This is a genomic window from Allomuricauda sp. M10 (genome assembly GCF_020782875.1).
Lineage (GTDB): Bacteria > Bacteroidota > Bacteroidia > Flavobacteriales > Flavobacteriaceae > Flagellimonas.
The window spans coordinates 776,827-802,289 of sequence record NZ_JAJGBN010000002.1 but is presented as its reverse complement, the minus strand read 5'-3'; the positions used below and the strand labels follow the sequence as shown (position 1 = coordinate 802,289).

The following is a 25,463-nucleotide window of genomic DNA, read 5'->3' as shown; positions in this document are numbered from 1 at the left end:
AATTCCTTTTGATGCTAGAAAAGAAGTCGATAGATTATGAAAAGGCGGTACTCGTAGGGGTCATTACCCAAACACAGGATGAGACCAAAGTGAACGAGTATTTGGATGAACTGGAGTTTTTGACGTACACTGCAGGGGGCGAAGTAAAAAGGCGTTTTGTGCAGCGCATGGACGTACCCAACCCCAAGACCTATATTGGTAGTGGTAAGATGGAAGAGGTGGAGCGTTTCGTGATCGAAAACGAAATTGGTTCCGTCATTTTTGACGACGAGTTGACCCCGGCCCAACAGAAAAACATCGAAAAGATCCTGCGTTGCAAAATCTTGGACAGAACCGGTCTTATCCTCGACATATTTGCCCAAAGGGCAGAGACCAGTTATGCCCGTACCCAAGTGGAACTGGCCCAATATGAATATTTATTACCCAGACTAACGGGACTTTGGACACACTTGGAACGCCAACGTGGGGGTATCGGTATGCGTGGACCCGGGGAAACGGAAATTGAAACGGATAGACGGATCGTTCGGGACCGTATTGCCCTTTTAAAAAAGAAATTGGTGAAAATCGACCGCCAGATGGAGACCCAACGAGGCAATCGCGGTGCTTTGGTCCGTGTGGCTCTAGTGGGATATACCAACGTGGGGAAGTCCACTTTGATGAACGTGATCAGCAAAAGTGAAGTGTTCGCCGAAAACAAGCTATTTGCCACCTTGGACACTACGGTCAGGAAGGTCGTCATTGGCAATTTGCCCTTTTTGTTGAGCGATACGGTAGGTTTCATCCGAAAGTTGCCCACCCAATTGGTGGAAAGTTTTAAAAGTACCTTGGATGAGGTCCGTGAAGCCGATCTATTATTGCATGTAGTGGATATTTCCCATCCCAATTTTGAAGAACACATCGCTTCGGTAAACCAAATTTTGGGTGAAATTGGCTGTGCGGAAAAAAAGACCATCATGGTCTTCAACAAAATAGATCAATACCATCCGGAAACTATTGAAGAGGATGATCTGGTCACGGAACGCACCTCTGCCCATTTCACTTTGGAGGAATGGAAAAATACCTGGTTCAACAAGATTGGGGACAGGGCACTTTTTATCTCCGCCTTGAACAAGGAAAATCTGGAAGAATTCCGAAAAAGGGTTTACGACGAGGTGAGGGATATCCACGTGACCCGATTCCCGTACAACAACTTTCTATATCCAGAACAATTGGATGAGTATTAAATCCTAAAGTTGAACGGCTCGACTTTTACGATGACCTGCTTTTTTGGATAGGTCTACCACAATTATTAGGGAGTTCACAACAAAAGTTTAGGGGGTAACCACATATCGACTACTTTCAACTTGTTTTTAAGTCATTTAGTGTCGACCCCACGATCTTTAGTGATCTTAACCTACTTAGACATGGTTTAAAAACTTGAAAAATATCTGATACCCCACAAAAAAGCCCTCTAAATCGAGGGCTTTTTTTGTTTTCACTTGAAATTTGTCAATTCGAAAAAAATAGTATTAAAAATTCAAGTTTAACAGCTATGTTCTCGATACTTTTCTTTCAGAAAAACTCGAACTGACATCACTTTTAAACCCATTAGAACTTATAGCTCAACCCCAAAGTCCAATAGGTTTGCAATTCGTTGTCAATAGTATCGAAAGTTGCGGTAGGATCAGGCGTTGGAGCACGGTTCACAATGTAGTTCAAGGTTTCTTGTTTGTTGTTCCTCAAACCAAAGTCAAAACCAACACCGATCATCTTCCACAAGGTATAGGAAAACGAGTTCGTCCAGGTCCAGTTGCTCAGATCACTGCTCTTATAGCTCTGGAACATGGAGAGGTTACTTTTAAAACTTACGGCTCCGATCTGTTTGGTATAGTCCGCCACGATCTTGGCACCCATGGAAGATTCAAAAATGGTATCCTCACTACTGAACACAAAGTTGTAGTTGAGAGGGTGGATCACCACGATCAAATCAGGTATCGGGGTCCAAGTGGCACCCACACCGAGATCAAGATAACTAGGGTCGTTAAAATTGCTCAACAAGGTGGTTCTATACTCTGCCAAGGTAGATATGGCAAAATGCTCACTTAGTTTTCTACCGTACAAAGATGAAATATTGAATACATCAGTAGCCTGACGGAAACTATCATCATCCGTTGGATCGTCCTTGTCGTCCAATTTAACCCAGGCCAAGTTCACATTGGCGGCATTTCTCCAAAAGAATTTTTCTTCCTGAAGATTGGCAAAGGCGTTCACGGTAAAACCAATGTTACCAGAAGAGTTGTTCGGGATTCCTTGGGCAAACCAGTTATTGAATTGGGAAAGGCTCCCTCCAATGGTCCCGAATGCACCAATTTTCCAACCGGGAAGGGCATCCAGTTGCGCCTGTAGGGCATTCACCCTGCCTTGAATGGCGGCAATGGAATCTTTTTTAGGGGCAATCTGGGCCTTCAGTTCTTCCTCGGTTTGGGCTGAAGCAACAACCAGTACCAAAAAGGCCATAGCGGTCAATAGTAATTTTTTCATAGTATGGAGTTTTCTGTTTAGACCTCAAAAGTAAGAAATGTCACATTTTAAACTTTAAAAAAGTACCATAAGAGGCAAACAATGAAACCCTGAATCCATAGTTCTTTTTGGAAAAGTCTAACACAACTTTTCTTCAAATCCATTATCCATCAATTCATATAGGGGACTCACCAATTTACGTCTATTTGCCATTTCATTATACTCTTTCTTGCATCTTCAAAAACAATTATCATGAAAAGAAAAGGAACCTTATTACCAGTACTGCTCTTTACAATGTCCTTTGTGCTCATTTGGTCCTGCGGCAAGGATGATCATCCTGTCCCACAAAATCCTCCACCGACCATCACCGATTTTGTGCCTGCCTCAGGACCTGTAGGAGCTCAAGTTACCATTAACGGAACCCATTTTAATGCATCGCCTGCAGCCAATGTGGTGAAATTTGGAACTATTACCGCTGAAGTTGCCATCGCCACCAGCACAAAAATCATCGTTACTGTTCCTGAAGGGGCCATTACAAGTAAAATAAGTGTTTCGGTAGACGGTGAAACAGTTACAAGCGACTCGGATTTTACAGTCACCACTGCCATCACACTCGACAAAAGCTCTTTGAACCTGTTCACTTTGGATGAAGCGGTTTTGATAGGTACCGTAAGCGAAGCCAATTTGGCAATTACTTGGAGTTCCGACAATGAAAACGTGGCCACGGTGGATGAAAATGGTGTTGTGACTGCAACAGGTTCCGGTACGGCCAACATAAAAGCAGCGGTTGATGGGGACGAAGCCATCTGTACCGTAACCGTGAACCCCAATGTATATGTAGCTGGATTTACAACCAATACAAACAACGTTCAATCAGCGGCATACTGGAAAAATGGTCAAATACAAGGACTATTACTGAATAACAATGCATCCATTGCAACCTCCATTTTTGTTGATGGTTCCGACGTATATCTAACAGGAAGTATGGCAAATGACAATTCAATCGATTTGCCTATTGTTTGGAAAAATGATGGTACGGAAGACTTGGCCAGTGGACTTAACGATACTTATCCACAATCTATTTTTGTAGAAGGTGAAAATGTATATACTGCTGGATACAACTCAATAGACCCAACAAGTTCAGCAATTATGTGGACAAACGGTGGGTTTCAAGCCTTGCCCAATGGAGATAATGATTCCCATGCGTTTTCTGTTTTTGTTTCCGAAGGGGATGTGTATGTGGCAGGGTATATCAACAATGCCAATGATCTTCCCATGGCCACACTTTGGAAGAATGGGGTCATACAAAATCTATCCGGTCAACTACTTGTATCCGTCGCTCAATCGGTTTATGTGGAAGGCAACGACGTTTATGTAGGTGGAACATACCTTAATGAGAATAATATTGCTGTGGCTGCCATTTGGAAAAATGGAGTGCTACAAGATATCTCGGATGGAGTAGAAGATGCCCAAATTTTATCCCTTTTTGTGCGTGACGGGGATATTTATGCCGTAGGAACTGAACACAACGCTAATAATCTTACGGTTGCTACACTATGGAAGAATACTACACCTCAGCCCCTTGGTGATGGAACTACTGCTTCTATTGCTTATAGCATTTATTTGGATGGAACCGATATTTATGTAGCAGGGGACGTTAAGAATGCAAACAATATTAGCGTCGCCACTATTTGGAAAAACAATTCGCCACAAGAACTAACCGATGGAACCGAAAATGCGGTGGCCAGAGGAATATTCGTTAAATAAAACAAGTTCAAAACCTGCCTAAAACTGGCCCTGCAGCAATGTGGGGCTTTTTTATTGAGATTTCCAATGAAAGAAACAGGAGTCAAGAAACAATAATTCTGATTCCTGATTTCTGGCTACTTATTTTTCTTGAAGAGGGGCACCGAAGAACAAGCCTCCCCATACATCACACTTTTGGCAACGGATTGTATTTTCACCATGGCCATGATATAGGCATTTTCGGGAACGGGTTTACGGGAACACCCTTTTATAATTACCGGTTTATCCGCAAACTCTGAAACATCCAGATTTTCTATAATGGATTGGTATAAGGAAGTTTCCAAATCTACCAAACCGCCCACAACTGCCTTTTTGGCAAAGGGCTGCAATCGGGAAGCCACCAGCATAAATGCCCATCCCGGGATGATAGCCTCCGAAGTACAGGTGATGGCCACATAGGTATCTTGGTATTTTAACCAATCATGGGCCTCCACATGGGCACGGAACTCCTTTTCACGCAAGATAATGCCTTCATAAAGCCATTCTGAAACGTCCAATATCTTCCGTTCGCCTTTGGGATAATAATCTTCCAGATCAAAGGTGACCAATTGGCTTTGCGCTACTCGGTTTATGATTTCTTCTTCCATGTTGTCATTCCTGCGAAAGCAGGAATCTCTTTTACTTATCATGTTATTCCGCACATACTTCGACTCCGCTCAGTATCCATGCAGAATTACATTTTAATCTTTCTATAAAAGTCCCAACTCCAATTTCGCCTCCTCGCTCATCAGTTCCTGGGTCCAAGGGGGGTCAAAGGTGATTTCCACTTCCACATCGTTAAGGTCATCAATGGATTTTACCTTTTCCTCCACTTCAACAGGCAAACTTTCAGCTACCGGGCAGTTGGGAGAGGTCAGGGTCATCAAAATTTTGACGTCGTTGTCCTCGTTTACGAACACATCGTAAATCAATCCCAATTCATATATGTCCACAGGAATCTCCGGGTCATAAATGGTCTTGAGGACCCTTACTATTTTTTCGCCCAAATCCTGGGTATCTATGGTGATTTCTTCGCTCATTTTGTTCTAGTTTACAAGGGGTCCTGCCGTAATTCAATCCACAACAATGGATGGAATTCAATGTCAGGTCGAGCGCAGTCGAGACCTTATATATTTTCATTTGTTATTGACCTCTCGACTGCGCTCGAGGTGACAAATTCTATCTTAATTGTAAAAGTGTCAATTTAATTGTGTTTGATAGGCCACAGCATACAATTTCAACTGCTTGATCATGCTTACCAAACCATTGGCCCGGGTGGGCGATAAATGCTCCTTTAGTCCAATTTCATCAATAAAATTGGTATCGGCATCAATGATATCCTGTGGTTTTTGATTACTAAAAGCCCGAATCAGAATCGCAATGATCCCTTTGGTGATGATGGCATCGCTATCTGCGGTGAACACCAGTTTATCCCCATCAAGTTCTGCATGCACCCACACTTTACTCTGGCAACCCTTGATCAAATTGTCATCGGTCTTATATTGATCATCTATCAATGGAAGGGATTTGCCAAGTTCGATTATATACTCATAACGCTGCATCCAGTCATCGAACATGGAAAATTCATCCACAATATCATTCTGTATCTCTTGTATGGTCATGTTTCGGTTTTGTTCAAAAATACAACTCGTCAAGTTGCTTTTCAAGTGTTTAAGATAAAGATAACGGTTGGCCTACAACAACATGTTTTTGGCCCGTTTCATCCCTTCTACCAACTTATCCACTTCTTCCTGGGTATTGTAGAAGCTAAAACTGGCCCGTACCGTTCCTGGAATCCTGTAAAAATCCATAATGGGTTGGGCGCAATGGTGACCTGTCCTAACGGCTATTCCCAATTTGTCCAGAATGGTACCGATATCATACGGATGGATTCCATCAATATTGAAAGAGATCACCGAAGTTTTGTGCTTGGCCGTTCCGTAAATCCGCAATCCTTCTATGGTGAGCAACTGCTCCGTGGCATATTGCATCAATTCTTCCTCATATTGGGCAATGGCTTCAAAACCAATATGGTTCATGTAATCCAAAGCGGCGCCAAAGGCTATTCCACCGCAAATATTGGGGGTTCCTGCTTCAAACTTATGGGGGAGATCGGCATAGGTGGTCTTTTCAAAAGTAACCTCAGCGATCATTTCACCACCACCCTGGTAAGGAGGTAACTTGTTGAGCCACTCTTCCTTCCCGTAAAGCATGCCTACCCCGGTGGGGCCACACATTTTATGGGCGGAAACAACATAAAAATCCACATTAAGTTCCTGTAGGTCAGATTTGATATGGGCCGCTGCCTGTGCACCGTCTATCAAAACGGCGGCACCGACTTTGTGGGCCGCCTCTATGATTTCTTCAATCGGGTTGATGGTCCCCAAAGCATTGGACACATGGTTACAGAAGACCAATTTAGTTCTATCGTTCAACAGCTTGTGGTATTCTTCCATGATCAATTCCCCGTCCAAATTCATGGGAATCACTTTCAACGTGGCACCTGTACGTTCACAGAGCATTTGCCAAGGCACAATGTTGGAATGGTGCTCCATCGCAGACACGATAACCTCATCCCCTTTCTTTAGAAAGGAAGTAAAACCTGTAGCCACCAAATTGATGCCGTGAGTTGTCCCGGAAGTGAAGATCACTTCATAGGAATGGGCAATATTAAAGTGTTTCTGGATTTTTTGCCTTGCCACTTCATAGGCGTCCGTTGCTTCTTGGGACAGTGTATGTACCCCTCGATGAATATTCGCGTTGTACCTGTGATAGTAGTCCACGATCACATCGATTACCTGCTGGGGAGTCTGGGAAGTCGCGGCATTGTCCAAATACACCAAAGGCTGCCCATTTACCTTTCGGTTGAGGATGGGAAAATCCTTGCGGATGGTATCCACATCAAATTTATTTGTTAAAATGCTTCTATCGGTCATTTTTAATCTTTCGACTGTCGCTCAAGACAGGCTAAGTGAAAAATCTAGAATATCAGGAGATTTCTCGCCCTTCCCTTACCTGTTCAGGAATTGGGCTCGAAATGACACCGTTGGTTAAAGATCGAAACCAATCCTAACACCTAATTTATTGGCAATGATCTTGTTCACCCTTGATTTAAGCTCCGGAATACGAACGCTTTCCAATACATTATTGGCAAAAGCATACATCAACAGGGCCGTGGCCTCTTTTTTGGGAATACCCCTAGATCGTAAATAGAAAAGGGCATCATCATCCAACTGGCCAATGGTACATCCGTGGGAACATTTTACATCGTCCGCAAAGATTTCCAATTGGGGTTTGGAGTTGATGGTGGCTCTGTCACTCAACAAAATATTGTTGTTCTGCTGGAAAGCATCCGTTTTTTGGGCAATCTTGTCCACAATGATCTTTCCATTGAACACTCCTGTGGAACTATCACCAAAAATACCTTTGTAATCCTGGTGGCTCTCACAATTGGGTTGTCTATGGTGAACCAAGGTGTGATGGTCCACATGTTGTTTGTCCCCTAAAATGGTTACCCCTTTCAAGGTAGAATCGATACGCTCACCGTTTTGATAAAAGTTCAGGTTATTACGGATCAATTTTCCCCCGAAGGAGAACGTATGCACCCGAACCACACTGTTGTCCTTTTGTGAAATATAAGTGTTGTCCACCAAAGATGCCGTTGGAGCATCATTCTGGACCTTGTAGTAATCCACATTGGCATCCTTGCCAGCAAAAATCTCGGTTACTGAATTGGTGAACACCTCATTGTCCGTTAAACTTTGATGGCGCTCAATGATCTGAACCTCTGCATTGTCCTCCGCCACGATCAAATTACGGGGCTGCAACATGAGTGCTGCCTCATTTCCCGTTGCCAAATGCAAGATCTGGATGGGCTTTTTGGGCATTTTGTTCTTCGGGATATAAATGTAGGCCCCTTCCTTGCTAAAAGCAGTGTTCAAGGTGGTCAACGACTCATCCTTGGAAGCTATTTTATTGAAGTACACCTCGATTACCTGACGGAACATCGGTTTGCTGAAAGCGGAGCTCATCAAACAGACATCCACACCATCATGGGTGGTTTCCGATAGGTAGGAACTGTATACCCCGTCCACGAACACGATTTTGTAAGTGTCGATCTCGTGAAGGAAATATTTCTTCACATCCTTATATTCCAACGTTGATTCCTCTTTCGGGAAAATGCTGAAATCCACCTTTTGAAGGTTGTTTAGGGATGTATATTTCCAAGCTTCCTCCTTTTTGGATGGAAACCCTTTGTTTTCAAAATTCTTGATGGCCTCCGAACGTACTTCGTGAACCGGATGATCCAAGTCCACGTTGTTCTCGAATGCCAAGAATGATGAGATTAATTTTTCCTTTAAATCCATATTTTACTCCTTGTCATTCCTGCGAAAGCAGGAATCTCATTAAGATTGTTTTTGAATCATTTGGATTCCCATTTTCATGGGAATGACAAAATGCTTATACCGTCGCTTCCTGTTTGATCCAATCGTACCCTTTCTCTTCCAACTCAAGCGCCAATTCTTTGGTGCCGGATTTCACGATCTTTCCGTTGTACAATACGTGTACAAAATCAGGAACGATATAATCCAACAAACGCTGGTAGTGGGTAATCACAATGATCGCATTGTCCTTGTTACGCAATTTGTTCACCCCATTGGCCACAATACGAAGGGCATCAATGTCCAAACCGGAATCCGTTTCATCCAAAATGGCCAATTTGGGTTCCATCATCGCCATTTGAAAAATCTCGTTACGCTTCTTTTCCCCACCGGAAAACCCTTCGTTCAAGGAACGGGACAAAAACTTGCGGTCGATTTCCAACAACTCGGATTTCTCACGAATTTTCTTCAACATTTCATTGGCAGGCATTTCTTCCTGACCATTTGCCTTGCGGGATTCGTTGATTGCGGTCTTGATAAAGTTGGTCACAGTTACCCCAGGAATTTCCACTGGGTATTGGAACGAAAGAAAAATTCCTTTGTGGGCCCTTTCCTCTGGAGCCAACTCGTCAAGGTCCTCCCCCTCCAAAACAATACTGCCTTCCTCTACCTCAAAATCTTCCTTCCCGGCAATCACCGATGCCAAGGTGCTTTTACCAGACCCGTTGGGGCCCATGATGGCGTGTACCTCACCGGCATTCACCTTTAGGTCTATTCCCTTCAGGATTTCCTTATCTTCTACGCTTGCGTGTAAATTCTTGATTTCTAACATGCTGTTCTTCTTCAATATTATTTTAAGTAGTTGGGTGCCTTGGGCAATTTTTCAAAATCTTCTTTGGAATGCTGTAGGTAGACCGTTGCCCCCCTCTCCTCGGCAAAGGCCTCGAAAGCTGCCATACTGGCCTTGGTTTGGGCCACATCATAATTAAAGATGGGCACTCTACGATATTCCCTATTCTCATAAAAATGGTACATATCCCCCGAAAGCAACAATGGACCGAATTCGGCCAAATCCAAAAACAGTACTTGGTGGCCCGGAGTATGTCCGGGCATAAATTTCATCACTACAGTACCATCACCAAACACATCATAATCAGTGTTGGCAATTTTCTGAACCTTGGTCAAATCCTTAATGGCGTTATAGATATCGGCGTTGTTCTTTTGATTTTCCTCACTGGTCGCATAATCATATTCTTTCTCCTGCACCAACCACGTTGATCCTGCAAAAACATTGGCATGGCCAACATGGTCAAAATGGGTGTGGGACAAGGCGATGTAATCAATATCACTAGGTTTCATCCCGATGGTGGCCAATTGGTTCACCACGGAATCCTTTCTGGAAACAGTGAAGGCATCTCCCGGAGCTGTGAATGGTTCTCCCGATGCAACCAAACTTTCAGGTAGTCCAGCATCCCACATTAGCGTTCCTTTTGGGTGAACAATCACATAAAATGCATCGGCAAATTCCTTGGATTGTCCTGTATACGTGGTATCCTGCGAAAAGAGCTCCAACTTGTTGGCATTCACGGTTCCACCACTAAAAGTATAGAGTTTCACTTCTGGTTTTAATTCCTCGGCCACGGTCTGTTCCATGTCCGCGGTTTCCTTTTTGGCCTGCTTGCAAGAAAAAGTAGCAAGGACCAACAGTAGTGCCATTATCTTTTTCATACGTTGTTTTGTTTATCCTACCGAACCTTCAAGGCTGATTTCTAATAGTTTTTGGGCTTCCACCGCAAATTCCATAGGTAGTTTGTTCAATACTTCTTTACTGAAACCATTCACGATCAAGGCAATGGCCTTTTCAGTATCGATACCCCTTTGGTTGCAATAGAAAATTTGGTCTTCCCCAATCTTACTGGTCGTGGCCTCGTGTTCTATCTGTGCCGATTTGTTCTTCACCTCAATGTAAGGGAAAGTATGGGCCCCGCAACGGTTGCCCATCAACAGGGAATCACATTGCGAAAAGTTACGGGCATTGTCCGCGCGGCTGCTCACTTGCACCAATCCACGGTAACTATTTTGGGACTGACCCGCAGAGATACCTTTGGAAATGATGGTACTCTTGGTATTCTTGCCCAAATGGATCATCTTGGTTCCGGTATCGGCTTGTTGATAGTTATTGGTCACCGCAATGGAATAGAACTCGCCAATGGAGTTGTCTCCTTTCAACACACAGGAAGGGTATTTCCAGGTTACGGCAGAACCGGTTTCTACCTGTGTCCAAGATATTTTGGCGTTCTTTTCGCAAAGTCCACGTTTGGTCACAAAATTGAAAACGCCTCCTTTTCCTTCCTTATCCCCTGGGAACCAGTTCTGTACAGTAGAATATTTGATTTCGGCGTTATCCAACGCAATCAATTCCACTACAGCGGCATGCAATTGGTTTTCGTCCCGCGATGGTGCGGTACATCCTTCCAAATAACTTACGTAACTACCTTCATCGGCAACCACCAAAGTTCTCTCGAATTGGCCCGTTCCCGCTTGGTTGATTCGGAAATAGGTGGAAAGCTCCATCGGACATCTCACTCCTTTTGGAATGTAACAGAAAGACCCGTCAGAGAATACGGCCGAGTTCAAGGCTGCATAAAAGTTGTCCTTTTTGGGAACAACGGTTCCGATGTATTTCTTCACCAATTCAGGGTGTTCTTTAATCGCTTCGGAAATGGAACAAAATATAATGCCTTTTTCGGCCAAGGTCTTTTTGAAAGTAGTGGCCACAGATACAGAGTCCATTACGATATCCACTGCAACACCAGCCAATTTCTTTTGCTCATCAAGGGAAATACCCAGCTTTTTGAAGGTATCCAACAATTCGGGATCCACTTCGTCCAAGCTATCGTATTTTGGTTTCTTATTGGGAGCCGAGTAATAGGAAATACCTTGAAAATCAGGTTTTTTATAGGTCACGTTGGCCCATTCAGGTTCTTCCATTTCCTGCCAAGCACGAAAAGCTTCCAATCGCCACTCCGTCATCCATTCCGGCTCTTCCTTCTTCTTGGAAATGGCAATCACGATTTCCTCGTTCAACCCTTTGGGAAGGGTATCCGATTCAATATCCGTATAGAAACCGTACTCGTATTCCTTGGTCTCCAGTTCTTTTTTTAATTCTTCCTCTGTATAAGCCATATCTTTTCTAAGTTAAGAGTTAAAAAGTCAAAGCAGTTAAAGTCCGCTTCTCTTCCTAACATACTTAATATAATTTGCTAGCTGCTTTGAGATATCGATTACCTGATTCTTGTAATCAACCAATTCTACAGCTTTAAAATATCCTATCTCTTCCATTAGATTGAAAAGATTCCTTACTTCTCCTGCCGAACCTTTTGAGAAATAAAGAAACCTTATCAATTCTTTATCTGTTTCCCTTTCAAATCCCTCTGAAATATTGTTTGAAATCGAAATCGTTGCTCTTTTAACTTGATCAACCATTGCAAAATCTTCTTTCAAAGGACTCTTCTTCAATAAATCATAAACTTTGGCGGTAAACTTTATGGTCGTTTTATAAACTTCTAAATCTTCAAAAGAGCTATACGTCCCCATTTAACTTTTACCTGTTTAGCTCTTTAACTTTTATTTTAAAGCGAAAAACTTTCTCCACATCCGCAGGTGCGCTGAGCGTTTGGATTGTTGAACACAAATCCTTTTCCGTTCAAACCTCCTGAATATTCCAAAATGGTGCCTACCAAATACAAAAAGCTCTTTTTGTCCACAATGATGCGCACATTATTATCTTCAAAAATCTTATCTGTATCCGCTGCGGTCTTATCAAACTTCAGTTCGTAAGACAATCCGCTGCACCCGCCACTCTTCACGCCAACACGCACATAATCGTTGGTAGCATCATAACCTTCCTCGGTCATGAGCGACACTACTTTTTGCCTTGCCGTATCCGATACTTTTATCATCTTACTTGAATTTAATCTAAATAGCCCACAAATATACTGTATAAGAAGGGTTTTACCACATTTACTAACATTATAATAACGAATGATTCCATAGGTCTTTTCTATGGAATTTGATGGTCTTGCACTACTAGGGCAATCCCCTTGGCCTTGTAGGATATTTGTCGCAAGTATTTGGCATTACTTATACCTCTATTTTTTTAAAATTATCCTGATTACTTTTGCAAAATGCTAGAAGACAAGAATCCACAACGAACTTCCTTGGAAGAATTGGGAGAATTTGGCCTGATCGACCATCTTACCCAACATTTTGAATTGAAACAACCTTCCTCTTTGGTAGGAGTGGGCGACGATGCCGCTGTCATGGACTTCAAGGACAAAAAAGTGGTCGTTTCTACCGATATGCTGGTGGAAGGGGTGCATTTTGATTTAAGCTATATGCCCCTGAAGCATTTGGGATACAAATCTGTAATGGTCAATCTTTCAGATATTTACGCCATGAATGCCAAGGCTACCCAAATTACCATTTCCATGGCGGTTTCCAATAGGTTTCCTTTGGAAGCCCTTGAAGAATTTTACCAAGGTGTGGCATTAGCCTGCAAGATGTACAACGTGGATCTGGTTGGGGGCGATACCACCTCGTCCAACAAAGGAATGATCATCAGTGTTACGGCCATTGGCTCCGCGGATGCCTCTCAAATTGTGTACCGAAAGGGCAGCAAACCGAACGATCTTTTGGTAGTAACCGGGGATTTGGGCGGTGCCTATTTGGGCCTTCAGGTCTTGGAAAGGGAAAAGGAGGTATACAAGGTGAACCCCAACAATCAACCTGATCTGGAGCCCTACTCCTATCTTGTGGAGCGCCAATTAAAACCAGAAGCCCGCAAGGACATGGTAGAACTGTTGGAAAAGTTGGAGGTGAAACCAACTTCCATGATCGACATCAGTGACGGGCTTTCTTCGGAAATATTGCATTTGTGCAAACACGGAGGAGTGGGCTGCAATTTGTTCGAAAATAAAATTCCATTGGATCCTTCGGTCATTTCTACCTGTGAGGAATTTAAGATGGACAGTACCATGGTGGCCTTAGGTGGTGGCGAAGATTATGAGCTGTTGTTTACCATTGACCAAGCCGATTTTCCAAAAATCAAGGGAAATCCGAATTTAACGGTGATCGGGCATATAACGGAAAAGAGCGAAGGGGTACATTTGATTACCAGGGCCGAGACCAAAATTCCCATTACGGCACAGGGATGGAACTCGTTCAAGGCATAAAAAAATCCCGAAAATCAAGGGCATCCCTACCATGGTTTTGGGGCACGCAACCGATAGCAGCAGGCAATTACTTAAGTTTCCGGGATAAAAGATTTGGGCCTCTTAAAAAATAAAAAAGGGTTATGCCACTTGGTGCACTACCCTACTTTTTCTTTTTTGGTACATGTCTTCCAATGTACTGTTGATTTCTTGCATTTGGGGTGTCAAGACCGAAAGTTTACCGCTGACATCCGTGGTAACCTCTTTTTGGCAATGGATGCATTTGTACTCTTTAATGTGCTGGGTCACTTTTTTGGAAACCACATAATGGTGGCCAAACAAGCTGCAGAAAAAAGAAGTGAATTTGTTACCGTGTTGGTGGTGGTGGGTAGAAGTTTTCATAGGCCAGTAAGTTGGAAAAGCATGGATGCGATTTGGGGAATCGAAAAATGCTGTAATTTGGTTAATAGTAGTTTTTTGTTATATCGAATTGTTTTAGTTCTGTTTTCTATAGCAACGGATGTTGATAACTTTTTATTTTGTGCGTGTTGAAACATTGCTGTTTTTTCGATGAAATGCGCTCATATCGATAAAAAGTCTCGAAAATCCGCCGAACAACGCTTTCGAAATATACCACATTGATTATAAATTATCAACAACGCATGGACAAAAAATCGTTAACAATTACCTCATTTGCCCTTTTTTCCCTCTTTTTTGGCGCCGGGAATCTTATCCTTCCTCCTCTTTTGGGATTCAAAGCAGGGAATCTGTGGTGGTTGGTGACGTTGGGGTTTTGTATTTCGGGGGTTGTGGTGCCCTTGTTAGGCATTTTTGCCCATGCCAAATTGCAGGGCACTATGTTCGATTTTGCCAAAAAGGTATCTCCACTCTTCAGTTTGGCGTATTGCTACGTGGTCTATGTCATTTGTATTGCCCTGCCATCACCAAGAACGGCTTCGGTTACGCATGAAATGGCCATACAGCCTTTTTGGGACACTCCTTACCTACTCACGAGCTTCGTTTATTTTCTATTGGTCTTTCTGTTTGTGATCAATCGATCCAAAGTATTGGACCTTTTGGGCAAGCTGTTAACTCCAGGAATCCTTATCATCCTTCTACTGATGATTGCCACGGCCGTATTTACCATGGATTTCGATTTCACCTCTTCAGAAATTAAAAACCCGTTCAGTCATGGGATTTTGGAAGGATACCAGACTTTTGATGCCATAGCGGCCATTGTTGTGGGTGCCGTTATAATCATTTCCATCAACCTAAAAGAAAAGGAAGCTTCCTTCGAAGAGAAAAGGAAACTGATCCGAAAAGCTGGTTTTTGGGCCGGTGCGGGACTGTTTTCGGTTTATGCAGGACTTATTCTTACCGGCGCACTGTTCAGCGATCAATTTGACGGGGACATCTCCCGTACATCGCTTTTAAGTGAATTGAGCATAAAGATTTTGGGAGGCTCAGGTAGCATATTATTGAGCATTTTGGTAAGCTTGGCCTGTTTCACCACAGCGGTTGGGGTCATTACAGGCACTGCGGATTTCATTAAAGGCCGCTTCAACAATTCCGATCTTGCCTATAAAATCACTGCGTTGGTGTCTTGCGTTTTGGGGGTGTTGATGGGCCAGTTCAATGTTGACTACATCATTGCGGTGGCCATACCATCGCTGATGTTCATTTATCCCATCACCATTGTTTTGATCTCGTTAAATGTGCTGCCAGACAGATTCACTCCTCCAACAGTGTTCAAAACCGTGGTTTGGACCACCATTTTTTTCAGCGTCCCTGATTTTTTGGGAAGTATTGGTCTGGGAGAATCCATCTCGCCTTACGTTTCTTGGATTCCTTTCAGTGCACATCAATTAGGATGGATTTTGCCGGCCCTTTTGGCCTTGATCTTATCCAATATTTTTCTCCCAAAAACTAAATTGGCCTAGTAAAAAACGGAATCGAAAAACGATTTCATTTCAGCGGCATAAGGCACTCCGTACTTAGCAAAGGTAGCTCGTGTCTGAGCATCGGGTTTCCAATCAAAAAAGGCATGGCCCGCTCCTTCCACTTGAAGGTACTCCACTGTTTGTCCATTTTCCTTCAACAAATTCACATACCCCTGGATCATGGCATCAGGAATGATAGGGTCTTCCGTTCCCCGAACAATGAAATGGGGAATGGCCCTATCAGCAATATTGGGCACATGTTGAAAAGGTGAAACGGCATCCAAATAACCTTGCTCCGTCTGTTGAACGAACATTTTAAAATCCTTGGAATCAAAAGGACCATAACTTGGAGCTGCCACTTGGACGGCATTCACAATCTCCTTTTTAAGCTCATCTACTGATTTTCCATTTGGCATATAGGTCGGCATAAATTCATACACCCCTTCCGTTGTTCCGAAACCACCGTCCCCGATCAAGGGGCTAAGAATCGCTGCGGCAGCAGAAAGATGTCCGCCTGCACTATCTCCGGTCACCGCTATTTTTGATGGGTCGGCCCCATATTCTTTTGCATGTTCCTGAATATGGGCGATACCGCCAAAAACATCTTCGATCAAATTGTGCATGTAGTTGGGCGATTCATCCCCATCTAAATTATTCACCCAACGGTAGTCCATACTGAACACCACATATTGGTTGCCTTTGGTAAGTTCCCTGGCCAACCCCCTCATCACATCTTCATTATTGGAAGACCAGCCTCCACCATGGATGATGACCACGGCTGGCAAGTCTTTTGCTCCTTTTGGAGCAAACACATCATATTTTAAAGGTTTAACACCTGGTTTGGCATATACCACATCATGGATCACATTCAAGTTTTCTACCAGGTTGTTTTCCACAAATGTGGCCCCAATGGACATGTCCTTATCCACTACAATTTTCGTCCTAGGAACAAAACTCTCCACACTGGTTGTTCCCCACATTCCACCTTTAAAAGTATAGTAAACCACATCCAAACTATATCCTGCGGATGGCGTGGCCGTTATGGTCAACTCGGTTCCAGCAACTACTTTTCCATCAGCAGGAAGTTCCGGGGAGACCGTATACGATCCATTTTCCGGAGCGACCAATGTCACTGTAAAAGATTCCTGGGTCTTGATTTTTGGATTAGAAGCCATCACGGTTCCAAAAATAAAAAGAGTGCATATGGATAGAGCACTATTAACTATTGAATTGCTTTTCATGCTGAAAAAATGTTTCATTAAAGGTTGTTTAGTTGGATGCACAAGATATCCAATAAATTGGTTTCTTTTGGATTACGGGTTCCTTTTTCTAAAACTGCAGAACAGGAAATTTTGCTTGGTGCCAAATGGGGTCATGTGGTCTTCGGTTCGGCATTTTATTTTGTCGAATTTTTCCACGAACAATTCCGTCATAGTTTGTTCTGAATATTGTTTGATTTCAAGACCACTGCATTTGGTGGGACCAGCTTCTGAAAAAGTGCCCAAAACAAAATATTGGGACACATGCTGGTTGACCAGTTTAAGATAGGTTTTGATTTGCTCAGGGTCCGTCAAAAAATGGAAGGCAGCCCGATCATGCCAAAGGTCAAAGGTTTCTGTGGGATGATAATCGACTATATCGCTCACCTCCCAATTTACTTTATTGGCCCTATCTCCCAAACGGTTTTGCGCTTTTTCCAAAGCCTTTTCAGAAATATCCAATACGGTCAGGTTGGTGAAGCCTTCATCTAAAAGATGATCAACCAAATTGCTGTCTCCCCCACCGACATCAACAATCTTGGAATTTTTTTCAAGCCCCAAGCCCTGTATCAATTCCAGAGAAGTTGTGGGTCGTTTCTGCGTCCAACTTACTTCTTCTGGGGATTTGGTCTCGTAAACTTTTTGCCAGTGTGCTTTTCTATCCATATAATTCAACTTTTTAGGTACAACAGCAGTGTTTATCTTTATTGGCTTTTTCAAAGCATTCCTTACCTTCTTTGAAAGCAAAATAGGCCAAACCCAAGGTTCCCAAACTATCAATATAGGGTATCCTGAACAGTTCATAAACACCACTACTTACCAATAAAATGATGGACATGTAAACGCAGACCAAGGTGCAATTGGCATCAGCCAAAATAGGAGCAGAATTGAGTTGGTTGCCCACCTTTCTTTTCCATAATACCAAGATCCACATGATCAGAATGGAAATCAAGGAGATAACAACACCCCAAAATGTGGTCAACGGGCGATGTCCTATCCAAATATTGTAGAGACTGGTAACGACCAATCCCGCCACCAAAATGTAAAAGGCAACCCCGGTGATGCGAAGTGCGGTACGTTCAAAATTGTCCCGATTGCTTTCAGGGTTTTTCTGGATGCGAAGGATCATATGTGCAATGCCCAACCCGGAAATCACCTCTATAAAACTATCGGTCCCAAAACCGAATAGGGCCAGACTTTCATCCTCAAAACCGAGGTAGGTAGAGATGATACCCTCTGCCACATTATAAAAAATGGTGAACAGGGCCAATCCGAAAGCTGTTTTGTACAACTGATGTTGCTTTTCCATAAGATTGTGAATTTCGGGGATTTTAGAACAAAAATCAAATGGTATCAGCTTTGGGTCAATTCCGATTTCAGCTTGACCAGTTCGCCCAACATTCTGGTTTCCTGAACTTTGTCTGATAAATTCAAAGCCTGTGCCATCCGGAAAATCTCAAAGTTCAACGTATCGATCTCGGTCTCCCTTTTATTATTGATGTCCTGTAGGGTGGATATGAATTGCCCATCGGACATTCGACTGATTTTCAGAACCTGGTCCTCCAGTTCATAACCCCCCAAGTCGATTCCCTTTTTATTGGCAATCAACGCACATTCCGCAATTACCCTTTTGGCCATGGACATCACCTCATCATTTCTATGGAAAATGCCATTATCCACTTCCAACAATGGACAAATGGAGTTGAACACGCAATTGGCAATGGCCTTTTTCCAAATGACTCGTTGGATATCGGTTTCCGCAACGAACCTAAAATTTGGGGTGTCGATGGTATCTACCACCGTTTTTAGATTGGAGGACATTTGATTTATTATTCCAATCGGGGATTCTGCCACAGGTTTATAACTAATCGTGTTCTCATCCGTATGCTGACAGGTCACAAAAAGGACACATCGATAGACTTCGGCAAATCCCTTTTCCAAAAAGGGCTGTTCCACCCCAAGCCCATTCTGCAAAAGTACAATGGGTGTGTCCTTGGCTTTTTCTACCAGTTTTGCGGAAAGGGCTTTGTTTCCGAACGATTTGTTGGTCAATACAACTAAGCCGTCCAAGCGACCATGGTCTTTCAAGGTGCTAATCTGAATGTGTTCCTGAATTTGGGTCCCGTCCTTAAACTGAAGCACAATCTTCTGTTTTTGGGGAACTCCTTCCTCCACATGGCCACGAACGAGCTCAACATTTTTGCCTTGCTGTTGTAAGCATACGGCAAGGGCTTTCCCAACCGCACCCGCTCCAATGATATAGATTTTCATAACACTAAAGGTACCAAGAAACAAAGTTTCCTTAATCCATTTAGTCGTTATTCAGTACAAGTTTTGCTATTTCCCTGGTCACTTCCGTAGGCGAATTGCAATCACAGTTGCTCAACCCGATCACATAAATATCGGCTTGGGGCAAATACACCCCCATTGACTTGAACCCAAAAATGGACCCCCCATGTTCATAACTCAGCTTGATATCCAACTCTTTGATATGCCATCCGTAACCATAATGGATGGGTTCGCCATTGTTCAACGTATAATTGGTAAAGGCCATTTGGGTGGTTTCTTTATTGAGCAGCACATGATTTTTGATGGCTTCTTGCCATATGAGCATATCGGCCACGGTGGACATCAACGCTCCCGATGCATAAGGAATGGAAAAACTGATATGTCTGGTATTGATGAAATCTTCCCTTTTGTGATACCCCGATGCTCTTTTAGGAATCACTTCGCTATGACTTGCATATCTTGATGACGACATACCCGCCTTTTTAAAAATGCGTTGCTCCACAAAATCCTCATAGCTCATTTCGGATACCTTTTCAATGATGTACCCCAATAGCACATACCCGGAATTGTTGTATTTGAATTCCGATCCCGGCGCAAAATCCATGGGTTCATTTTTGAAAAAATCGATAATTTCCCTAGGTTCCATATTGTTTTGGGCAATGGCGTTGAGTCCCTTTACTTTTGTAAAATCCTTGATGCCCGAAGTATGCGTCAACAAATGATGAATAGTGATTCTATGTCCATTTGTTGGATAATCCGGAATGAATTTGGTAATGTCATCATTCAAATTCAGTTTTCCTTCCTCAATCAGTATCAATATAGAAACCGCTGTAAATTGCTTGGTCATGGAACCGATTTCAAAAACATTCTCAACCTCCATGGGCACCTCAAGTTCCAGATTGGAAAATCCAAGGGCTTTGTTGTAGATTATCTTTCCATTTTTTGTGGCCAAAAAAACAACCCCAGGGCCATTTCTTTCAAATTTGGTCTCCAAAACTTTGTCTATTTGGGATTCCAAATCTTGGGCGGTCATAATGGATTGAATTCCGAGAATCAAAACTATAAATAGGACCAATAGCTTCCCCCTGAAAAAGTTGTTTTTCATGTTTACCTTCCGTTTTTTGATTTGGAAGGTTGGACGACGATTACAAAAGTCAGGTTACAGGGTGGTGGCCAAATCGTTGACCATAAGGTCAATCTTGTCCGAAAGTTCGGCAACTCCCAAGGCTGTCCAAAAGATAAGAAATCCCAGTATGATCTGCACCCAAAGGGGAACTGCAATCCCAGCTTTTTTGGCCAAAAAATCCGTGATGGGCGGAAAATATAATAATGATGCCACCATCACAAAAATGCCATAACCAGGATCATTGCCCCAAAAGGTGTTGATAAGCCCAATGGCCAAAACCAAGAATCCAAAAAGCCAAGCAAAGAGTTTCATTTTAAATTATTTCCGCCTTGGCAACCAGTACCAATCCTAATAAAGGTACAAACTTCTTGCTTACCTAAATACTCTATTCCTTTTCGTTTCTTTTTTTGTTGAAGTAATAAATGGCGTAGGCAATCCCGGCCAAAACTACAAAGGGAAGATAGCTCCCGATAACGACCCCAATTTCATAGGAGCTGTCCGGAGCTTCCTGTATTTTCTTTTCTATATCGACCTGAAATAGTAAAAAAATATGTTTCATGCCATTATGTTATGTCCCAAAGTCATTCTGAACAAAGTAAAGCATCCCTCTTTTGAAGGGTTTAGATACTTCGCTTCGCTCAGCATTACATTACTGATTCTTATTTGTTCATCAACTCCTCGATCTCTTCGATTTCGATGGGGATGTTACGCATCAAATTGAAGGGTTCTCCTTTTTCTTGGATGACCACGTCGTCTTCCAAACGGATACCCATACCTTCAGCCGGAATATAAATGCCTGGCTCCACCGTAAAGACCATATTGACTTTCATCGGTGTTTTCAATTCGCCATAATCGTGGGTGTTGAGTCCCATATGGTGACTGGTACCGTGCATGAAATACTTTTTATAGGCCGGCCATTCGGGGTTCTCGTTCTGAACATCGGCCTTGTCCAAAAGTCCAAGCCCGATCAGTTCCGAAGTCATAATCTTCCCTACCTCTTTGTGGTACTCTGCCCAAATGGTGCCGGGAACCAACATTTTGGTGGCCTCGTTCTTTACCCGAAGCACGGCACTGTACACTTGTTTTTGACGATCGGTGAACCTACCGTTGGCGGGAATGGTACGGGTCATATCACTGGAATAATTGGCATACTCGGCGGCCAAATCCATTAAGATCATATCGCCATCCTTCACCTGCTGGTTGTTTTCCACATAATGGAGCACATTGGCATTGGTACCTGCCGCGATAATCGGGGAATAGGCAAATCCCTTGGAACGGTTACGAACGAACTCGTGAAGGAATTCGGCCTCAATCTCGTATTCCCAAACTCCGGGTTTTATAAAGCCCAATATTCTTCGGAATCCTTTATCGGTAATGTCACATGCGGTTTGCATCAAGGCAATTTCCTCTGGTTCCTTTACCCCGCGGATCTGTTGCAAAATAGGATTGCTCTTGGCCCATTGATGCGCAGGGTATTCCTTTTTACATTTTTCAATGAACCGATCTTCGCGGGTTTGGGTTTCCACGGCTTGTCGGTAATGTTCATTGGTGTTGAAATAAATGGTATCCGCCTCGGTCATGAGATCAAAAAAGATCTTGTCAAAATCGGTCAACCAATAAATGGTCTCAATACCCGAAACCGTTGTGGCCTGATCCTTCGTTAACTTGGCGCCTTCCCAAACGGCAATGTGATCGTTCGTTTCCCTAACAAAAAGGATTTCCCTTTTCTTTTTATCCATCGCATCCGGAAAAAGAAGTAAAATGGTCTCTTCCTGATCCGCGCCACTGAGGTAAAAAATATCGCGGGCCTGTTCAAAAGACAAGGTACTGTCCGCACCAATCGGATAAATATCGTTGGAATTGAAAACGGCAATACTCTTTGGCTTCATTTGGGCCATGAATTTCTTACGGTTTTTCACAAATAGATTACTGTCTATTGGGAAGTATTTCATACTAGTTTTTTTGATTTGCCCAAATGTAGTCAATTGCGTTAGCGATCACAAATGATTACCTTCACCAACAAAACACTGCCATGCAACTTTCCCTGAGTATTCCTGCACTCTTGTTCCCTGCCATTTCATTGACCATGTTGGCCTACAATGCAAGATATTTGGCCATTGCGGCCTTGATTAGACAATTGCACAAACAATACGTGGAAACCTCTGCCCAACCCTTGAAACAACAGATCCACTACCTGAGAAAACGTTTGGGTATCATCAAGAACATGCAGGCATCGGCCATTATCAGCTTTTTAATGGCGGCCGTGACCATGTTCCTGGTCTATGTTGAAATGAATGTTTGGGCCAATGCCATTTTTGGGGTTAGCTTGGTGTTTTTGGTCATTTCCTTGATTCTTTCGTTTCTAGAAGTTCAACTGTCCACCAAGGCCTTGGGTATCCAGTTGAAGAACATGGAGAATTAATTCAAAATGTTCAAAACCAGCACTTAAAAATTACCATGTTGCCATAGGATTTTGTTACAATCCTAGCTAGCTTTGTACACATGCCGTTACCAAAACATTGGCAAGAATGCCTATCGAAAGGGTTTCCCGTAGCGTTTCCATCAATCAGAAACAGCTATGCACCAATTCCATATTGCCATCTGCCAAAAAATGGTATCGCAACAACCAACCATTCTTACCTTTAGATATACCGAAAAAGATTAATATGATCCTGCTATGAAAAAGGTTAAAGAGTTGGACTTCTTCAAAAATATTCGCCAGGTTAGGGAATATCAGTTTGGCGTTTTCTATTTTTTTGATGGATTGGTCATTTCCGAGATCAATGAGGGAGAAACTTTTGGTTGGTCCATGGCCAAAAAGGTGATCGATGCTGCCTACGAGTTATTGGGCGGAGACCAACCCATTGCCTATATTTCCAACCGAATCCACAACTATTCCGTGGTACCAACCGATTGGCTGAAATTTTACAAACACCGTCACGAATTGGAATATTATTCCGTGGTGAGCTACAACCAAAGTGGATTGGCTAGCTTGGTCTTGGAAAAGATGTTCTACCGAAAAAACATTAGGCAGTTTTCCAATCTGGAAAGTGCCATAACATGGAGCCTTGCCCAGGTAAACAAAGAGCGACTCAACCTATCTTCCTAAATGAAAGAGGGCATCGCCTTGGTTAACGACCGCTTGATGGTTGATACAGATCACAAATCCATCAAAAGCCGCTTTAACTTTTTTGTTCTTTTTGGCATAGGTATCGGCCACCAATCCTAGAACTTGGCCCTTTTCAACCCATTGCCCATTGTAAACTTGGGGAATGAACATCCCGGCCCTTGGTGCCCTTGTCCATCTTGTTTGTTCCAAATGAACTGATGGGTCAGATGTTGAAGCCGTATTTTTGGGCAACATTCCCAAATGGACCAATACGTTTTGGATACCTTTTGTAGCACAGGAGATGGCATTTTCATCAAAACGCATGCTTTCTCCTGCTTCATAGACGATGGTTGGCACTCCCATTTTGAACGTTGCCTTTCGGAACGACCCCGTGATCATTCGGGAAGAAAAATAAAAGGGCGCACCAAAGATTTGGGCGAGTTCCATGCTTTTTAGGTCATTGGTGGAATATCGTACCTGTGGATGGTTGTGCCGTTGCCCTCCCCCTGTATGAAGATCGATTCCATAGTGGATCTGTGGCAAAATCTGTTCGGTATAGGTATGGGCAATCCTACTGGCCAGCGATCCCGATTTGGTCCCCGGAAAACTTCGGTTTACATCCTTACCATCAGGAACATCCCTTGAAAAATGGATGAAACCAAAAATATTCAAGATGGGCACCACGATAACCGCTCCTTTTTTTATCAGAAAGAAATCGTCCTGCAACAACCTTCTCAAGGTTTCCACGCCATTGATCTCGTCCCCATGCAATCCTGCTTGGATTAAAACTGTTGGCCCTGGTCTTTTTGCATTGAACACATGAACGGGAATATCGATAAGGGTTCCTGTAGGCAACCTGGCAATTTTCAAAAACACCAATTTCTGTTCCCCTGGCGCAATGGATTCCCCATTAATGATGATGTTCTTATTTTCTGTTTCTTCGACCATGTTTTTCCACAAATTGAATAATGTGTCCGGCTACGTTCACCTTGGTGGCGGCCTCAATTCCCTTGAGACCTGGCGAAGCGTTGACCTCGATCAACAAAGGTCCATTGTTGGACCGGATCAGGTCTACCCCGGCCACCCCTAATCCCAAATGTTTGGTGGCATGAATGGCCATATATTTTTCCCGCGGTGTCAGTTGTACCTCTTGGGTATCGGCGCCTCGATGTACATTAGACCTAAAATCATCCAAGCCGCTGGTCCGTTTCATACTGGCCACAATTTTGTTCCCAACCACAATTACCCTCAAATCTTCACCCTTGGCTTCTTCTATATATTGTTGAAGCAAAATGCTGGTGTTCATGTTGTAGAGCGTATCGATGATAGACTTGGCCGATTTTTTGCTTTCCGCCAACATCACCCCTTTACCTTGGGTGCCTTCCTGCAGTTTAATGATGACCGGTGGTCCTCCCAACAGTTCAATTTGATGCTCCACATTATCCGGGTTGATGGAAAATACGGTTTCTGGGATAGGAATGCCCTTTTTGGACAAAAGTTGAAGCGTTGTGACTTTGTTCCTGGCCTTCAAGATGCCCAAAGATTTGGCACTGGTGAAAACATCGTTGACCTCGAACTGTTTAACAATGGCAGCCCCATGGCGGGTAACCGTGGTACCGATCCTGGGGATGATGGCATCAAATTCTTCGGTAATGTTTTCCGATCCAAAAAAGATCTGGGGTTTGTCCGTTCCCAGCTTTACGGAACATTTGGTGTGGTCGATTGATTCCACATAATGGCCTGCTTGATCTGCTTCCTCCATAATCCGTTTGGTGGAATACACGTGAGGGCTCACAGAAAGGATTGCAATGTCCATTTTGGTTCATCGAGATTTTGTCCGTTCAAATTCGGATAAATCTTT

General features: G+C 43.2%; 28 protein-coding genes. 6 read left to right on the top strand and 22 right to left on the bottom strand.

The genetic code is table 11. The features are described 5' to 3' along the window. Positions 1–11: 11 nt before the first annotated feature. On the top strand, positions 12–1,223 hold the full coding sequence (gene hflX, locus LKX84_RS08715; protein WP_228236765.1) for a GTPase HflX: 1,212 nt from the start codon (positions 12–14) through the stop codon (positions 1,221–1,223). Between the two features lie 364 nt (positions 1,224–1,587). Here hflX and LKX84_RS08710 read toward each other — a convergent pair whose 3' ends face one another. Continuing rightward, positions 1,588–2,520: a DUF3078 domain-containing protein gene (locus LKX84_RS08710; RefSeq protein ID WP_228236764.1), complete on the bottom strand. Its 933-nt coding sequence runs from the start codon at positions 2,518–2,520 to the stop codon at positions 1,588–1,590. 231 nt (positions 2,521–2,751) lie between these two features. Between LKX84_RS08710 and LKX84_RS08705 the strand changes: the two genes are divergently transcribed. Next, positions 2,752–4,266: an IPT/TIG domain-containing protein gene (locus LKX84_RS08705; RefSeq protein WP_228236763.1), complete on the top strand. Its 1,515-nt coding sequence runs from the start codon at positions 2,752–2,754 to the stop codon at positions 4,264–4,266. 116 nt (positions 4,267–4,382) lie between these two features. Here LKX84_RS08705 and LKX84_RS08700 read toward each other — a convergent pair whose 3' ends face one another. From LKX84_RS08700 to LKX84_RS08655, 10 genes are all read right to left on the bottom strand, one after another. Beyond that, complete coding sequence (locus tag LKX84_RS08700; RefSeq protein ID WP_228236823.1) at positions 4,383–4,892, bottom strand: DUF2480 family protein; 510 nt, start codon at positions 4,890–4,892, stop codon at positions 4,383–4,385. Positions 4,893–4,994: 102 nt separating this feature from the next. Continuing rightward, a complete protein-coding gene (locus LKX84_RS08695; RefSeq protein ID WP_163632794.1) occupies positions 4,995–5,324 on the bottom strand; it encodes an SUF system Fe-S cluster assembly protein in 330 nt (109 codons plus the stop codon). 159 nt (positions 5,325–5,483) lie between these two features. Further along, positions 5,484–5,906 (bottom strand): SufE family protein, encoded by a 423-nt coding sequence (locus LKX84_RS08690; protein ID WP_228236762.1) that lies wholly within the window; start codon positions 5,904–5,906, stop codon positions 5,484–5,486. Positions 5,907–5,978: 72 nt separating this feature from the next. After that, the gene (locus tag LKX84_RS08685) at positions 5,979–7,220 is read right to left on the bottom strand and encodes an aminotransferase class V-fold PLP-dependent enzyme (protein WP_228236761.1); all 1,242 of its coding nucleotides are present in this window, start codon (positions 7,218–7,220) and stop codon (positions 5,979–5,981) included. Between the two features lie 114 nt (positions 7,221–7,334). Beyond that, on the bottom strand, positions 7,335–8,651 hold the full coding sequence (sufD, locus tag LKX84_RS08680; protein WP_228236760.1) for a Fe-S cluster assembly protein SufD: 1,317 nt from the start codon (positions 8,649–8,651) through the stop codon (positions 7,335–7,337). A 94-nt stretch (positions 8,652–8,745) separates the two neighbouring features. Continuing rightward, on the bottom strand, positions 8,746–9,498 hold the full coding sequence (gene sufC / locus LKX84_RS08675; RefSeq protein ID WP_228236759.1) for a Fe-S cluster assembly ATPase SufC: 753 nt from the start codon (positions 9,496–9,498) through the stop codon (positions 8,746–8,748). A gap of 17 nt (positions 9,499–9,515) precedes the next feature. Continuing rightward, positions 9,516–10,394, bottom strand: a complete 879-nt coding sequence (locus tag LKX84_RS08670) for an N-acyl homoserine lactonase family protein (protein ID WP_228236758.1) — start codon at positions 10,392–10,394, stop codon at positions 9,516–9,518. A 12-nt stretch (positions 10,395–10,406) separates the two neighbouring features. Beyond that, positions 10,407–11,852: a Fe-S cluster assembly protein SufB gene (gene sufB, locus LKX84_RS08665; RefSeq protein WP_228236757.1), complete on the bottom strand. Its 1,446-nt coding sequence runs from the start codon at positions 11,850–11,852 to the stop codon at positions 10,407–10,409. A 36-nt stretch (positions 11,853–11,888) separates the two neighbouring features. Further along, positions 11,889–12,263: a four helix bundle protein gene (locus LKX84_RS08660; protein WP_228236756.1), complete on the bottom strand. Its 375-nt coding sequence runs from the start codon at positions 12,261–12,263 to the stop codon at positions 11,889–11,891. Positions 12,264–12,298: 35 nt separating this feature from the next. Beyond that, positions 12,299–12,628 (bottom strand): HesB/IscA family protein, encoded by a 330-nt coding sequence (locus LKX84_RS08655; RefSeq protein ID WP_228236755.1) that lies wholly within the window; start codon positions 12,626–12,628, stop codon positions 12,299–12,301. A 225-nt stretch (positions 12,629–12,853) separates the two neighbouring features. Between LKX84_RS08655 and thiL the strand changes: the two genes are divergently transcribed. Continuing rightward, the gene (gene thiL, locus LKX84_RS08650) at positions 12,854–13,900 is read left to right on the top strand and encodes a thiamine-phosphate kinase (protein WP_228236754.1); all 1,047 of its coding nucleotides are present in this window, start codon (positions 12,854–12,856) and stop codon (positions 13,898–13,900) included. Positions 13,901–14,020: 120 nt separating this feature from the next. Here the strand turns inward: thiL and LKX84_RS08645 are convergent, their stop codons facing one another. Then, positions 14,021–14,281, bottom strand: a complete 261-nt coding sequence (locus LKX84_RS08645; protein ID WP_228236753.1) for a hypothetical protein — start codon at positions 14,279–14,281, stop codon at positions 14,021–14,023. Positions 14,282–14,541: 260 nt separating this feature from the next. On the opposite strand from LKX84_RS08645, the gene brnQ reads away from it, so the two are divergent. Next, entirely contained in the window at positions 14,542–15,819 is a 1,278-nt protein-coding gene (gene brnQ, locus LKX84_RS08640) for a branched-chain amino acid transport system II carrier protein (RefSeq protein WP_228236752.1), read from the top strand. On the opposite strand, the gene LKX84_RS08635 is transcribed toward brnQ, so the two are convergent. The 8 genes from LKX84_RS08635 to LKX84_RS08600 form a co-directional block, all read right to left on the bottom strand. Next, positions 15,816–17,078 (bottom strand): alpha/beta fold hydrolase, encoded by a 1,263-nt coding sequence (locus LKX84_RS08635; RefSeq protein WP_228236751.1) that lies wholly within the window; start codon positions 17,076–17,078, stop codon positions 15,816–15,818. The genes brnQ and LKX84_RS08635 overlap by 4 nt on opposite strands. A 54-nt stretch (positions 17,079–17,132) precedes the next feature. Further along, on the bottom strand, positions 17,133–17,744 hold the full coding sequence (locus LKX84_RS08630; protein WP_228236750.1) for a class I SAM-dependent methyltransferase: 612 nt from the start codon (positions 17,742–17,744) through the stop codon (positions 17,133–17,135). A 13-nt stretch (positions 17,745–17,757) separates the two neighbouring features. After that, positions 17,758–18,387, bottom strand: a complete 630-nt coding sequence (locus tag LKX84_RS08625; RefSeq protein ID WP_228236749.1) for a cation transporter — start codon at positions 18,385–18,387, stop codon at positions 17,758–17,760. Positions 18,388–18,431: 44 nt separating this feature from the next. Further along, positions 18,432–19,349 carry a ketopantoate reductase family protein gene (locus LKX84_RS08620; RefSeq protein ID WP_228236748.1) on the bottom strand — a complete coding sequence of 306 codons (918 nt, stop codon included), beginning with the start codon at positions 19,347–19,349 and terminating at the stop codon, positions 18,432–18,434. Between the two features lie 40 nt (positions 19,350–19,389). Then, positions 19,390–20,472, bottom strand: a complete 1,083-nt coding sequence (locus tag LKX84_RS08615; RefSeq protein ID WP_228236747.1) for a serine hydrolase domain-containing protein — start codon at positions 20,470–20,472, stop codon at positions 19,390–19,392. A gap of 54 nt (positions 20,473–20,526) precedes the next feature. After that, positions 20,527–20,805, bottom strand: a complete 279-nt coding sequence (locus LKX84_RS08610; protein ID WP_228236746.1) for a hypothetical protein — start codon at positions 20,803–20,805, stop codon at positions 20,527–20,529. A 73-nt stretch (positions 20,806–20,878) separates the two neighbouring features. After that, a complete protein-coding gene (locus LKX84_RS08605) occupies positions 20,879–21,052 on the bottom strand; it encodes a hypothetical protein (protein WP_228236745.1) in 174 nt (57 codons plus the stop codon). Positions 21,053–21,152: 100 nt separating this feature from the next. Continuing rightward, the gene (locus LKX84_RS08600) at positions 21,153–22,445 is read right to left on the bottom strand and encodes an aminopeptidase P family protein (RefSeq protein WP_228236744.1); all 1,293 of its coding nucleotides are present in this window, start codon (positions 22,443–22,445) and stop codon (positions 21,153–21,155) included. 80 nt (positions 22,446–22,525) lie between these two features. On the opposite strand from LKX84_RS08600, the gene LKX84_RS08595 reads away from it, so the two are divergent. Both LKX84_RS08595 and LKX84_RS08590 read left to right on the top strand, forming a co-directional pair. Further along, positions 22,526–22,915 carry a DUF2721 domain-containing protein gene (locus LKX84_RS08595; RefSeq protein WP_228236743.1) on the top strand — a complete coding sequence of 130 codons (390 nt, stop codon included), beginning with the start codon at positions 22,526–22,528 and terminating at the stop codon, positions 22,913–22,915. A gap of 255 nt (positions 22,916–23,170) precedes the next feature. After that, complete coding sequence (locus LKX84_RS08590; RefSeq protein ID WP_228236742.1) at positions 23,171–23,602, top strand: hypothetical protein; 432 nt, start codon at positions 23,171–23,173, stop codon at positions 23,600–23,602. Here LKX84_RS08590 and LKX84_RS08585 read toward each other — a convergent pair. Together LKX84_RS08585 and LKX84_RS08580 are read right to left on the bottom strand one after the other, a co-directional pair. Then, a complete protein-coding gene (locus tag LKX84_RS08585; RefSeq protein ID WP_228236741.1) occupies positions 23,591–24,550 on the bottom strand; it encodes a succinylglutamate desuccinylase/aspartoacylase family protein in 960 nt (319 codons plus the stop codon). The two genes, LKX84_RS08590 and LKX84_RS08585, sit on opposite strands and share 12 nt — an antisense overlap. After that, positions 24,528–25,418, bottom strand: a complete 891-nt coding sequence (locus LKX84_RS08580) for a RimK family alpha-L-glutamate ligase (RefSeq protein ID WP_228236740.1) — start codon at positions 25,416–25,418, stop codon at positions 24,528–24,530. Before LKX84_RS08580 ends, LKX84_RS08585 begins: the two co-directional genes overlap by 23 nt. Positions 25,419–25,463: the final 45 nt, after the last annotated feature.